The 13,273-nt window shown below is 58.2% G+C and carries 13 protein-coding genes; 10 read left to right on the top strand and 3 right to left on the bottom strand.

Annotated elements, in window-relative coordinates:
* Positions 1-247: 247 nt before the first annotated feature.
* A complete protein-coding gene (locus NXT3_RS30170) occupies positions 248-1,636 on the bottom strand; it encodes a transposase (protein ID WP_104839370.1) in 1,389 nt (462 codons plus the stop codon).
* Between NXT3_RS30170 and NXT3_RS32235 the strand changes: the two genes are divergently transcribed.
* The 5 genes from NXT3_RS32235 to NXT3_RS30150 all read left to right on the top strand — a co-directional run bounded on the left by NXT3_RS32235 (position 1,538) and on the right by NXT3_RS30150 (position 4,653).
* On the top strand, positions 1,538-1,750 hold the full coding sequence (locus tag NXT3_RS32235) for a hypothetical protein (protein WP_210207165.1): 213 nt from the start codon (positions 1,538-1,540) through the stop codon (positions 1,748-1,750). The genes NXT3_RS30170 and NXT3_RS32235 overlap by 99 nt on opposite strands.
* Positions 1,751-1,940: 190 nt before the next feature.
* Entirely contained in the window at positions 1,941-2,288 is a 348-nt protein-coding gene (locus NXT3_RS30165) for an ArsR/SmtB family transcription factor (protein WP_104841275.1), read from the top strand.
* The gene (locus NXT3_RS30160; protein WP_097524404.1) at positions 2,281-2,784 is read left to right on the top strand and encodes an SRPBCC family protein; all 504 of its coding nucleotides are present in this window, start codon (positions 2,281-2,283) and stop codon (positions 2,782-2,784) included. The genes NXT3_RS30165 and NXT3_RS30160 overlap by 8 nt, the downstream gene beginning before the upstream one ends.
* 273 nt (positions 2,785-3,057) lie before the next feature.
* The gene (locus tag NXT3_RS30155) at positions 3,058-3,588 is read left to right on the top strand and encodes a dihydrofolate reductase family protein (RefSeq protein ID WP_097524405.1); all 531 of its coding nucleotides are present in this window, start codon (positions 3,058-3,060) and stop codon (positions 3,586-3,588) included.
* Positions 3,589-3,876: 288 nt separating this feature from the next.
* Positions 3,877-4,653: an ABC transporter permease gene (locus NXT3_RS30150; RefSeq protein ID WP_104841274.1), complete on the top strand. Its 777-nt coding sequence runs from the start codon at positions 3,877-3,879 to the stop codon at positions 4,651-4,653.
* A 12-nt stretch (positions 4,654-4,665) separates the two neighbouring features.
* Here the strand turns inward: NXT3_RS30150 and NXT3_RS30145 are convergent, their stop codons facing one another.
* Complete coding sequence (locus NXT3_RS30145) at positions 4,666-5,697, bottom strand: capsular polysaccharide export protein, LipB/KpsS family (RefSeq protein ID WP_199773424.1); 1,032 nt, start codon at positions 5,695-5,697, stop codon at positions 4,666-4,668.
* A gap of 168 nt (positions 5,698-5,865) precedes the next feature.
* On the opposite strand from NXT3_RS30145, the gene NXT3_RS30140 reads away from it, so the two are divergent.
* From NXT3_RS30140 to NXT3_RS30125, 4 genes are all read left to right on the top strand, one after another.
* Complete coding sequence (locus tag NXT3_RS30140) at positions 5,866-6,900, top strand: capsular polysaccharide export protein, LipB/KpsS family (RefSeq protein ID WP_104841272.1); 1,035 nt, start codon at positions 5,866-5,868, stop codon at positions 6,898-6,900.
* Between the two features lie 183 nt (positions 6,901-7,083).
* A complete protein-coding gene (locus NXT3_RS30135) occupies positions 7,084-8,022 on the top strand; it encodes an N-acetylneuraminate synthase family protein (protein WP_104841271.1) in 939 nt (312 codons plus the stop codon).
* Positions 8,023-9,192 carry an acylneuraminate cytidylyltransferase gene (locus NXT3_RS30130; RefSeq protein ID WP_104841270.1) on the top strand — a complete coding sequence of 390 codons (1,170 nt, stop codon included), beginning with the start codon at positions 8,023-8,025 and terminating at the stop codon, positions 9,190-9,192.
* Positions 9,193-9,196: 4 nt separating this feature from the next.
* The gene (locus NXT3_RS30125) at positions 9,197-10,417 is read left to right on the top strand and encodes a DUF6716 putative glycosyltransferase (protein WP_104841269.1); all 1,221 of its coding nucleotides are present in this window, start codon (positions 9,197-9,199) and stop codon (positions 10,415-10,417) included.
* 102 nt (positions 10,418-10,519) lie between these two features.
* On the opposite strand, the gene NXT3_RS30120 is transcribed toward NXT3_RS30125, so the two are convergent.
* On the bottom strand, positions 10,520-11,131 hold the full coding sequence (locus NXT3_RS30120; RefSeq protein ID WP_158665429.1) for a methyltransferase domain-containing protein: 612 nt from the start codon (positions 11,129-11,131) through the stop codon (positions 10,520-10,522).
* Positions 11,132-11,319: 188 nt separating this feature from the next.
* Between NXT3_RS30120 and NXT3_RS30115 the strand changes: the two genes are divergently transcribed.
* Entirely contained in the window at positions 11,320-13,269 is a 1,950-nt protein-coding gene (locus NXT3_RS30115; protein ID WP_158665428.1) for a hypothetical protein, read from the top strand.
* Positions 13,270-13,273: the final 4 nt, after the last annotated feature.

The following is a 13,273-nucleotide window of genomic DNA, read 5'->3' as shown; positions in this document are numbered from 1 at the left end:
GCAGTCAGCCCATCTTTGCCACGGCGATCCTCTCACGATGGGCGACGCGGGCTAAAGCCAATCAATCGAGCTAGACATGCGGTGTGGAAAGATGCGCGAACACCCCACCAAGGTACGTCGGCTTAGCGTCGATATCGTTGAAAAACTCGCAGTTTGAGCAACCGCGACGCTCTGCACGCGGTTTTTCAAAGGGTCGGCAAGGTGTCTCCCGCTCTGATGCGGTGGGATGGCGCCAGGCAACCGACCATTATGCGGCGATGGCGGCGGATGGGAGGCGTGAAGGCCTAAGCTTTGCCAGCCTTCTGAGGTTTTGTGCCGTTGCTGCGAGCAGGAATTCATCGCGTGCACCACAGGGACCGCGCAGTCTCAACCTGGCCATCCGCAGGATGCGCTTGAGGTGAGCGAAGAGCATCTCGACCTTCTTGCGACGATGCCGTGAACGCTCGTAATCGGGCGTGCCGGCAATGGCTCTGGCGACGTCACGGGCATCCTCATTGAGATCACGAGGGACTTTGCGAGCAACTGCATTCGGGCAGCAGCGCTGCTTCAGATCGCACACATCACAGTCCTTCTTGCTGGCCCGATAAAGCCGGGTGCCTTCACTGGTGATGCCCGATCGGGGCGTCGCGTAGGTGCGGCGGAACTGAACCAATTCCTTGCCCGCCGGGCAGATGTAGCGATCTCCCTCGCCATCCCAATGGAAGTCGGCACGCGAGAAAGTCCCGTCTGTCCGATTGGACTTGTCGAACACAGGAATGTGCGGAGCGATCTCCTTTTCCTTCACAAGCCAGGCCAGATTGTCAGCGGAGCCGTAGGCACTGTCGGCGACCAGATAACCCGGCTTCAGGCCAAAGCGGTTCTCTGTTCTGTCGATCATGGTGCGTGAAGCGCCAACTTCCGCCTGTCGAATGGCACGGGTCGCTTCCACGTCAAGAATGACGCCATGATCGGTGTCGATCAGATAGTTGGTGGCGTAAGCGAAGAAGGCATGGCCTTTATGGGCACCCGTCCACTGGGCTGCCGGGTCTGACGGGGAAACAAACTTCGGCGTTACCGGCGAAGCCGCACCAAAAGCAGCGTCATCAAGCACCGCCAGATATTCCTGAACGGAGCGGCCTGCATTCTCCTTCGCCGCTTGCGCGCTCCATTCTGCGCCAGATACCGAGCGCTGCTTGTTGGCATCCGCGGAAATCAAGCTGGCGTCGACGGCAAAGCCTTCAGCACCGACAAGACCCTGTGCCAGGCAGCGCTCAACCACCGTCTCGAAGAGATGCCGCAGGATATCGCTCTGGCGGAAACGTCCATGGCGGTTCTTCGAGAAGCTGGAATGGTCCGGCACCTTGCCATCCAGTCCAAGCCGGCAAAACAAACGGTAAGCGAGATTGAGATGAACCTCCTCGCACAGCCGGCGCTCCGACCGGATGCCCATGCTGTAGCCAATGATCAGCATGCGCATCATCAGCTCCGGATCGATCGAGGGTCGACCCGTACTGCTATAATAGGGCTTCAACTGCGCGCGGACGCCATCGAGGTCCAGATGTTGATCGATCCGGCGCAGAAGATGGTCGGCTGGCACGTGCTCATCGAGACTGAAATCGTAAAAGAGCTGCGCCGGAGCCGCCTGCGTTCCCATCATCGCCTGATCCCCTGCCAAATCACTCAGAGGATTGAATCACGCGTCCCAAGTGCCTGCAACGACGAGTTTTTCAACAGTATCCGTCAATTGCGGTCATTCGGCGAAATTGAGTGAGCGACCGATTTTGGGGCCGGCACCCGGCGGATTACGTTCGTTCACCAGCGGCCATAAGGGCCGCTTTTGACCCCGCAGCAGACGATTTTTTGCTGCCGCCGCCGCGGTGCATGACCTCGGATGACCGGTCTACGGCATGGAAAGTTCGGGACGCTTGCGCTCCCTGCGACCAGGTTATACACTGAACTAGATGGTTCAGTATTCAAGTCCTCCCCTCGATCTCTCGTTTGCGGCGCTTTCCGATGCGACCCGCCGCGGAATCATCGATCAGCTTGGGCGAGGGGACGCGTCGATCACCAGTCTCGCGGATAAATTCCAGATGACGTTGACCGGCATGAAGAAGCACGTCCAGGTTCTCGAGCGGGCGGGGCTCGTCGTCACGCACAAGGTCGGACGGGTGAGAACCTGTAAGCTTGGGAAACGAGGCCTCAAGGCGGAGGCCGAGTGGATCGAGGCGCATCGCAAGCTCTTCGAAGCCCGCTTCGAAGTTTTGGATGAAATCATCAGCGAAATGAAACAGGAGGGAAGCGATGACTGAGCAAGTTGACAGTGCAGGTGGTGCGCAGAACCGCACGTCAGTCGAGCGCAGAGGGGATCGCGAACTCGTCGTAACCCGGACGTTCAACGCGCCGCCGAGCACGGTTTACAGGGCGTGGAGCCAGCCCGAGCTGTTCCAGCGCTGGTGGGTGCCAAAATCGCTATCCGGCGTTTCGCTCGTATCGTGCGATATGGACGTCCGTACCGGCGGCAAATATCGCCTGGAATTCGGCGCCGGCGGTTCGGACACCATGGTCTTCTATGGCACGTATCTCTTGGTGGTGCCGAACGAGCGCATCGTCTGGACCAACGACGAGGGCGAAGAGGGCGCGATCACGACCGTGACCTTCGAGGCCCAAGGCGGGAGGACACTACTGAATTTCCACGAAGTCTATCCGTCCAAGGAGGCGCTTGAGGAAGCACTACAGGGTTCGGCGGCCGCATTGCCGGAGCAGTTGGAGCAGCTCGACGAGTTGCTTTCCAGCACAGGCGAGTAGCGCGGGTCGGGGAAACTCGCCTGGAGGGAACGGGGGCGGCTCGGCACTTGGTATCCGTGGTTATCCAGGCGCTCGGGGAAGAGGAAAGTAGGATTGCTTTCGTCGAGCCGCGCCGAGGCTTCGAAAACCGGAGAGTTGCCCGATGAACTCAGGCTTTGGGTTCCCTTTAGAGGTTCATCGCGTTCAAGCCGCACGCAGCCCGTGCCGCAACCGCACTTACACGGAACGCCGGCTCAAGCTATTCTGAAGAACCGGGGATGGAGATTTTGGAGCATGGCGAAGCTGGTCTTTGGAATGAACCAATCGCTGGACGGCTACGTCGACCACCAGGAATTTGCACCTGGCCCCGCGCTCTTTCGCCACTGGATAGAACACGTGCGCGACCTGACCGGCAGCGTGTACGGTCGCCGCATGTACGAGATCATGCGCTATTGGGACGAAGACCGTCCTGAGTGGAGTGCGGAGGAACGCGCGTTCGCCGCGGCGTGGCGGCGCCAACCGAAGTGGGTCGTGTCGCGCTCGCTGAAGTCGGCCGGCCCCAACGCCACGCTGGTCGCGGATGACATCGAGACGGTGATCCGCGGGCTGAAGGCTCGGCTTCCGGGGGAGATTGCCGTTGCCGGACCGGGCCTGGCGGGAAGCCTGACCGACCTTGGTCTTGTGGACGAGTATCGCCTCTACATCCACCCCGTCGTTCTTGGCCGCGGCACGCCATTCTTCGCCGGCCCCCGACCGCCGCTCCGCCTTGTGGCCAATGATCCGGTTGGCGAGGACGTGATTAGGCTGACCTATGTTCCTGTCTGATTACGCAGCTCGCGCGGCGGAACGCACCGACGGGGGTCTAAGCTGCAATGAGCCGGCGTCGAGTGCCCGTTGGCGACGTTGAATTCCTCTGGAGACGAAGCTGCCGGGGCCGGGCCAAGGATCGGCCGGCATCGTCCCCGTGCTTGTCACGGGTTTCAGCGGCGCCGCGTCTGCGCGCGACACTTGCCCAAAATTTGCCAGCAAGCGCGGATTGTGAAATATGCCGACGGCGGCCGAAGAAATGACCGCTCGCTCATCGCATGAACGGCAATCCGCGCGGGACCAGAAGTGAAACTCATCGAACAGCACATCAGAGTGACGGCCGCCCTCATCGTGCGCGAAATGTCGACACGCTACGGCTCGAAGCCGGGCGGCTATCTCTGGGCCGTCTTCGATCCGGTCGCCCATGTCGCGATGATGACCTTGATCTTCCAGGCCTTCGCCCGCATGCCTGCGCTGGGCCTGAGCTTTCCGCTGTTCTTCGCAAGCGGCTATCTGCCCTTCACCTTCTACCAGCGCATGTCCTCCTTCATGGCCGGCACGATGAAGGCGAACAAGGCGCTGCTCTCCTATCCGGTCGTCTCGCCCTTCGACGCGATCCTGTCGCGTTTCATCCTGCAGCTGATGACGGATGCCCTGGTGTCGGTCCTCATCCTCCTGCTGATCATCGAACTCGGCGGCGTCAGCCAGCCGCTGGACTTCGCCGGCATGGTCGAGGCCGCCGGCGCCGCCGCGGTCCTGGGGTTAGGCGTTGGCACGGTCAATATCGTGATGTTCGCCCGCTCGGCACTTTACGAGCAGATCTTCGGCATCATCAACCGCCCGATCTTCATGATCTCCGGCGTCTTCTTCCTGCCCGAGACAATGCCGAGCCCTTTCCGTGATTACCTGCTCTACAATCCGCTGGTGCACATCATCATGTGGTTCCGGAGCGCAATCTATCCGGAATATCGCGCTGACAGTCTGGACAAAGGCTACGTGCTCGAGTTCGCCCTCGTCTGCTTCGTTGCCGGGCTGGCGCTGCTGACGGCGTCGATGCGGGAGATCAGAGAGGAGCGGCTTTAGGACTGGGGCCGTTCAGGCCACCATCTGCTCGGCGCGCATTCTGGCAAGAACGTCGAGTGCCTGCTCGATCTCGATCGGCGTCTTGGTGACCGGATCGAGATACTTCGCGTAAAGAATATAGGCGGCCGCAAAGATCTCATCGATCGAAAGCTTCCGGTTGCGACGGGGGTTGGGCTGGCGGTCGTCCGTCAATCCCCAACCGGAATAGAAGGGGCAGCCGACGGTCGTCACCCTGATTCCACGCAGCAGAGCCTCGAAGCCTGAAAGGGAGGTGATCGTGTAGACGTGATCAACGGTTTCGAGCGCGTCGGCAAGGCTGATGTCCTGCTTGAGGATCAATGCGATGTTGCGCACGAGCTCCGGATTGGACTTCGCCTCCGCCGTACCCTTCAGTACTTCCGGATGCGGCTTGTAGATCACTTGCGCGTCCGGATTCTCCTGGCGGGCTAGCCGCACCAGATCGTTGTTCGTCATCTTCGTCGCGCAGCCATAGGCGATCGACGCGTCGCGTTCGACTTGCCCAATGACGAGCACCCGCTTCCGCGCTTTCTCCCCATAAACGGCGGCGATGTCGAGCGAATGGCCGGAATTGTACTTGCTGAGGCGGCGTGCAAGCAGTTGCTGCCGCGCCGCCTCCGCCCTTCGCACCAACGGTTGGTCGTTCTCGAAATCGTAGGTCCTGAGGATATTTTCGAGATCGCTCGGGCTTTCGGCGTTGAAGTACATGTCCTGCGCATCGAAGGCCAGCGAAAGCGGCGGCACCCTGAGCGCCCCGAGCGCCACCGAGCGGAGAAAGCCATCCTCGACATAGTGAAACGAGATGCCATGGCGGGCACAGAACTCTTTGAGTTTCGGCGGCCCCTTATACTGCCAGGCGAGCACCTTGGTGCGGGGATCGCGGAGAATTCGGCGTTTCCAGTAGAGATCGAATTCGAGTGGCCAAGCGTTTACGCAGCCGAAGATCACCTCATTTTCGGGGAACCAGTCGCGCATATAGGATTTCCAGCGGCTGAAGCCGAAGAGGAAGAGGGGAGGCTTGGACACTGTGCGTGAACCCCTTATGAGCGTGGGCATTTATGTTTCCCATATCGTCGCCACGGGCCAAGTTTACAGAGCCTCTCTATAACGATTCAAATACTACGACAACGCATCAAGTCGCGTTGTCATATGACGCTCCATCCGTCATAACGGCCGGGCAACATGGAGAGGCCTATGGCGCGCAAAGCCACTTTTTTCGGTTTCGAGCCGTGGAAATCCTACATTCCCAAATGGTTCCCGGACAGAAAATGCCGGGTGATCACACGCAATCCGGAGCTGATGTTGCGGCGCGGCTGGCCTTTCCGGCTGCTCCTGTCGCCAAGACAAGAGGTTTACGTCTGGGGTTTCAAGCACCCGCCGTTCCTGAAGAAATTCTGCAAGTTGTTCGGTATTCCGTTCTACCATGTCGAGGATGGCTTCGTGCGGTCCGTCTCGCTTGGCGCGCACAAAGCGGCGCCCGCATCGCTGATCATCGATAGCCGCACGACGCATTATGACGCGAGAAATCCTTCGGACCTGGAGCGCACGCTGCAGACGCACGATTTTGCGGCAGACAAAGCGCTGATGGATCGAGTGGACCGGTGCACTAGGACGCTGCTTGATCTGCGTGTCAGCAAGTACAATCTCGGAAAGAGTGTCGTCATTGAGTCGATTCTTGGGTCAAAAACCAGGAAACGCGTTTTGGTCGTAGGTCAGGTCGAGACAGATGCAGCCATTGCTTTTGGCTGCGACACGCCGATGACGAATAATGATCTCGTCAGGCTGGCCGCGTTGGAAAACCCTGACGCACAGATTATCTATAAGCCGCACCCGGAAGTCCTGCATGGTACACGTGCGGGTGTCTCCGATCCCTCCGACGTCGCCGATATCTGCACAATTTTGAAGGAAGATGTGACGCCTGCAGACGCCCTCGACGGTGCCGATCATGTTTACACCATCACGTCGCTCATGGGTTTCGAGGCGCTGTTGCGCGGCATCCCCGTGACTTGCATCGGCCTGCCCTTCTATGCCGGCTGGGGCGCGACAGATGACCGGCAAACGAGTCCTCGGCGCACACGGCGTCTTTCGGCGCGCGAAATCTTCGCCGCTGCCTATCTGCTGCACTCGCGTTACTTCGATCCCGAAACGGGTGATCCAACGAATTTCGAAACGGTTGTTCGCCGATTGAGCGAGCTGCGCAATGTCACACCGCTGCAACAGCCGCAATAGAACATGCTTCATCGGGTGTTAAATCCATTAAGTGGCGCGGTTGCCTTTGGCGGGAGGAATGTCTAAGGACGGCCGGATCGTAAGGCACACGGTGCGTACACGGGTGCCTTGTTTTAGGCGCGATGCCGTGCTGATCAATTTTATGTCGATGGCGCATTCGTCGATCAATTAGGGAAGCTGCTTATGACCGAAACCAATGAAATCAAAGTGATTGCCGAGATCGGTTGCAACCATATGGGCAATATGGATACAGCTAAGGAACTGATCCGCGTCGCGGCCAAGATCTGCGGAGCGCATGTCGCCAAGTTCCAGAAGCGCCACAATCGCGAATTGCTGACGCCGGATGAATATGACCGGCCGCATCCGGTTCCAGCCAATTCCTATGGAAAGACCTACGGCGAACACCGTGAATTTCTGGAGTTCTCGGTAGGGCAGCACAAGGAATTGCAGGAAGAGTGCCGCGCGATGGGCATCGATTACTCGACCTCCGTGTGGGATCTCACTTCCGCCCAGGAAATCGCGGCGCTGAAGCCGAACCTCATCAAGCTGCCCTCGGCCACCAACCAGCACTATGTGCTTCAGGAATTCCTCTGCAAGAACTACGACGGCGAAATCCACGTCTCGACCGGCATGACGACGCATGACGAGACGGACCGGCTGGTGAAGTTCTACGAAGATCGCGGCCGCGCCAAGGATCTCGTCCTCTATGCCTGCACCTCGGGCTATCCGGTCGCCTTCCCCGACATCTGCGTGCTCGAGATCAATCGCCTGCAGGAGCGCTACGGCGACAAGGTGAAGTCGATCGGCTTCTCCGGCCATCACCTCGGCATTGCCGCTGACGTCGCCGCCATGACGGCCGGCCTGATCGGCCGCAAGATCTACGGCAAGGGTGAGTTCGAATATGTCGAACGCCACTTCACGCTCGACCGCACCTGGAAGGGCACCGATCACGCCGCCAGCCTCGAGCCCGACGGCCTGCGCCGCCTGTGCCGCGACCTGAAGAATGTCAGCAAGGCGATCGCCTACAAGGGCAAGGAAATGCTGGATGTCGAGCTCGTGCAGCGCGACAAGCTCAAGTGGCGTGAAGAAAAACACGGCGCCCAGATCCGGCAAGTCTCGTAAATGAAGGTCGTTGCCGTCATTCCTGCGCGGGGAGGCTCTGTCGGCCTTCCCGGCAAGAACATCAGGCCTCTGAACGGCGTGCCGCTGGTCGGGCGCGCCGTGCTTGCGGCCGCTGGGTCCGAATACGTCTCTGGCGTCTATGTCTCGTCCGATTCATCGGAAATCCTCCACGTGGCCGCAAGTTTCGGTGCGGTCGGCATTCAGCGACCAGTCGAGATCTCGGGTTCGACGGCAAGCTCGGAATCCGCGCTCATTCACGCCTTGCAGGAGATCGGGAGCATGTCCGGAAAAATGCCGGACGTGCTCGTCTTCCTTCAGTGCACCTCTCCCTTCACCACTTCGGAGCAGATTGACGCCGTCGTGTCGAAGCTCTTGCAGGAGGGGGCGGCCAGCGCTTTCAGCGCGATCGAGGATCACGGTTTCATCTGGGAGATCGCCGGCGACGGAACGGCGGCAGGCATTACCCACAACCATACGAAGCCTCGCCAGCGCCGGCAGGATATGACGCCGCGCTACCGGGAGACCGGGGCGATCTATGCGATGCGCGTTCCGGAGTTCCTCGATCGTGGGAACAGGTTCTGCGGCAAGACCGTGCTCGTGCCGGTCGAGATGCCGCCGATCGAAATCGATACAGCGGAGGACTGGACCGTCGCCGAGGCCTATGCCCGCTTGCACGATCCGCATCGCCTGTCGCCGAACAGCAAGATCAAGGCGCTGATCACCGATTTCGACGGTGTCCATACGGACGATTGCGTCATCGTCAATCAGGATGGCAGCGAGGCGGTGCGCTGCAGCCGCAGCGATGGCATGGGCATCGAAATGCTCAGGAATCGCGGGCTCAAGATGCTCATCCTTTCGCGCGAGCAGAACCCGGTCGTCAAGGTGCGTGCGGCCAAGCTCAAGATGGACGTGCTGCACCACATTTGCGACAAGCTGCCCGCGCTTGATGCGTGGCGCTCAGAGCATCGGCTGGATTGGGCCGAGATCGCCTATATCGGCAACGACATCAACGATCTCGACTGCATGAAGGTCTGCGGCATGAGCTTTGCTCCGTCCGACGCACATCCGGAGGCAAAGGCGATCTCGACTATGGTGCTCCGGAAGTCCGGCGGCAATGGCGCGCTCCGGGAGCTCAGCGACTACCTGATCTCCAACGATCTGATTGGCTAACCCGATGCGCGTGCTGGCGCTCGCCTCATACGATTCGTTTCTCAATATCGCTGGGCTGATCGCGCCGCATTTCGAGCGCGCGGGCTGCACTGTCGAGTTCGCTCTCGTTCAGGCGCGCCGCAAGAAACAGATCAGCGAAGATCAGGTGCAGCGCTATGGCCTTGCGTCCAAAGTCCGCTGGATCGATATCGAAGCTTTCTGCGGCTCGGGTGAGATTGCGGGCTACGATATCGTGCTTTCCTGTCTTGAGGGCCTCTCAACCCGCCGTTTGATGCACCACCTGATCCAGCTTGGCAGCCGCCGGCCTCTGGTCATTTCCGCCTATCCCGGCCTCGTCCTGCGCCATGCCTATGACGGCTTTTCCATGCGTACCGGCAGCGACCTGTTCTGGCTGAATTGCGAGGCGGATGCCGAGGCCTATCGTGCGATGTGCGGTGCCTTCGGCATCGACGCGAGCAATGCGCGGGTCTTCGGCGTCGGCGCGCTGCTGGAGCCCATGAACCGGCAGCCGGTGGCGGAAACCGGGCCTGTCGTTTTCTTTGAGCAGGCGGTGATCCCACGTTACCACGACGAGCGCGAATTCCTGGCCGAACAGTTGGTTCTCCTGGCAAAGCGTTTTCCAGAGATCAGCATCGCAATAAAGCCGCGTACCATGGGCAAGGATGCGACCCTGCATCGATCCTGGCACCCGATCGAGCCGCTGCTCAAGGCGGTGGCCGAGCGTCAGGGAGGATGGCCCGGCAATCTGAGCCTTACCTCCGAAAAGGCGTCAACGTTGCTCTCCAGGGCCTCGCACTGCCTGACCGTCTGCTCGACGGTGGCCGCCGAGGCGATCCATGCCGGCATTCCGACAGTGATCATCGGCGACTTCGGCGCGCATGATGACTACGGCTTGCATTATTTCTATGGCTCCGGTCTGATCAGGACTTTTGACGAGCTCGACTTTCCGGTTGAGACGAAGCCGAATGCAGGTTGGCGCGCTCGGTATATTGGTGACCCGAACCGGAAAGTGGAGACACTTGTTCGGGAGGCGCTCGCAATAGCGGGCGGACAGCGAGTGGCGATAGCAGCGAAGCAACTGAACGCTGAAATGTCTCCCGCACTTCGCGACCATCTCATGCGGAGATATGGGACGTCAGATGTCCTTGGCAGGAAACATCAGACGCCGCGGAAGGCGCCGCGGCGTTGGACTGCATTGTTCACGAAGCTTTTCACCGGGGCTTAAGATGATCACGCTGTCGTCGGGTTCTCATACCAAAGTCCACCAAAGTTCTCAGATAGGATGAGATCTTTGTCAGTTCATTTGAAGCCGCAGCAGACGCTAAATTTAGGCGAGCGGCTTGCGACCCAGATAGTAAACCTTCCAATTTTCACGCCAGCCGCCGAGCATATCGACGGGCACATGGTCGCGTTTTGACCCCCAATGGCCGCGGGCATCCTCCCTACGATGAAAAGCGTTGAAGTTGGCCTCTAGGCACTCAAGTTCATCGAACAACTCAACCAACCCCTGGTGGGTATAGCGCCAGTAGTCCCCCGGAACGGGGTGATACCGCCACGCAAACAATGTGCCAATGAACACGACGCCACCCGGTCTTAAGATTTTTTCGATATTTTGGGCGGCAAGCCAAGGTTTGGAGATGTGCTCGAAGGCATCGTTAGAATAGAGCAAATCAACGGAATTTGGCTCTAGGGGAATGCCTTTTGTCACGTCGCACACAATTGTCTTGACTTTGTCGCTATCAGCGAGATCGAGATTGGCATAGTCGGAATCTGGAAACATCTGGTGAGCGTTAGCACCAACGGAACCGCCAATTTCAACCACAACCCTCGGTGTAGCAATGCCGTATTTCTGCAAAAGCTTAAGGCAGAACTCCTGAGGGCTTTTAAAACTCTCAACATTAAAGAGAGCAGGATGTTTGACGTTGAATGCTACTGACATGCGGTGCTTTCTCCCGATTTTCGCGGCAAAAATGCTCCGCATGCATTCCGGAGTCAATGCGACCCGAGGCTAGGTCAACAACGAACTCCCAAAATTTGTCTTCATTTCGAAGCATCCATTGACCGTGAAATGCCCCTCGGATACTCAGTGTGCGCTAGGGAGGGTGGCCGAAATGGAGATTGTTGAACTTGAAACACCACGGCGGAATGTTTCCGAAGGTTGCTAAGCTATTTTCCAGCAGCGAAGTGATCGACCAGTTTGAGTTCATAAAGCGACTAGAAGACGGTCAATTCAAGGTCGTCTCGTTCGATGTCTTCGATACCTTAGTCGCCAGATTCATCAGTTCACCTGAAGACATCTTTTATCTTCTGGAAAAGCGCGCGAGGGACGACCTTGGTGTGCGCCTCCCAATTGCAGCAATGCGAGGGGACGCTATCCGGAAAATAAGAAATTTCGCCTCTCAGGAGGAGCCGACCAACAAGGAAGTTTCGAGTTCGGAAGTCTACAAATATATCGAATTGCATTACGCGGTTGATCGTCGGTTGTGCGAGGCACTGCACCACCTCGAGAGGCAGATCGAACTGGAACTGTCGACACCAAGGCCGGCCGGCCTCAAACTCTTCCAAGCTGCGGTGAAGAGCAGGGCCATGGTGATCATCACTTCAGACACCTATTACGATGAGGAGCACTTAAAGCTCGTCCTCGAAAAATGCGGTGTGGTGGGCTACCATCGGCTGTTCGTTTCTTCAGCTGGTCAGCGTACTAAGAGCGCAGGGACTATTTTCCCCGCAATCTTCGCTCAGTTGGCCACCCATATCCCCGCTCTACGCCCTCACGACATTTGCCATATTGGTGACAATGAAACCAACGATGTGGCGAATCCGAAGAGCGCCGGTTGGCAAGTCTATCATTTGCCGAACCCCATCGATCGACTCAAACATCACCCACTGTATGGGCGCAACGGCTTTGATCGACTGTCGAAGTTTCCGGCGCCGTTCCGCATGATTGTGGCGGCGCTTGCATACAAGATGTTTGAGGAACCGGAAGCTGACTTGCACGAGAAGTCTCTTTTTGGTGGGGACGCCTACAACATCGGCTTCATGGCTGCCGGAGTCCTCAATCTCGGCTTAGCCCACTGGGTGGCGCGTGAAGTCCGGATGAGGAAAAGCCTCGGGCCGATTAACATTGTGCATTTTTTAGCTCGCGACGGGTTCTTGCCTATCCGGTTTTTCAATGAGGTCTCCAGGCTTACTAGTCTGGACGTGAAATCAAATTATCTAGTTGCTAGCAGGCGGGTCCTCTACCCGGCACAGATTGACTCCGCCACAGACATTATCACGGCTGCGTTGAAACACCCGATCAAGCCTCATCAGCCGGTTGAAGCATTGTACAAGACCAGGATGTCATGGTCATCCACGGCAAAGGTCGTGCTAGCGGAATTCAACGACAGGCGCCTGTCCACGAAAGAGCGGCACAAAGAGAGTTATCTGAGTGCTGTTGCGGCACACGGCCAAGAGGTCGTCGATGAAGCTGAAGCTGCGAAACAGAGGCTGAGGCAAGTGTACGGACCAGACATTGATCGCGACGATGCGATCTTCTTTGATTTGGGATATCACGGCACAACGCAGAAGTTGTTTTCGAAGCTATTTGATCGCGATTACGACTTTCTGTATGTGCTCGCGGAGCCGTCGTTGCTTCAGGTCACAGAGGAGCGGGGAAGGTTTTCTTCCTTTTTGTCGGTCCCCACAGGGTCTTATGTCCGCAAGCCGGTCGTTACAGCCGTCGTTGAGGCGATGATCTGTGCCAGCGGTCCAAGTGCGGTTGGTGTGTCAATCGAGAATGGCAAAACAAAAGTTGAATATGAAACGCAGCCAGGATGGGGTGCGGCGGGCGTGCTTACGCTGAATGAAATCCATGAGGGCGCATTGGACTTCTTGGACTGGATGCTCGTCGGCTTTGGCAATAACTTGCGTTACTTCGCGCTGGAGCCGGCGCTGGCATATTTTTTCGTGAACCTGCTGCTGCGGAACGGCACGGCTGAAGACAGGCAAGTGTTTTCTTCCATTGTTTATGACAACAGTATCACCGGTGAAATCGATTCACTTGCATCAAAGCGGTATTGGTTGTCAAAGCAATAGAGGG

Source organism: Sinorhizobium fredii, assembly GCF_002944405.1.
Lineage (GTDB): Bacteria > Pseudomonadota > Alphaproteobacteria > Rhizobiales > Rhizobiaceae > Sinorhizobium > Sinorhizobium fredii_C.
Note: the sequence above shows the minus strand (reverse complement) of the source record. Positions and strands in the feature narration are given on the sequence as shown.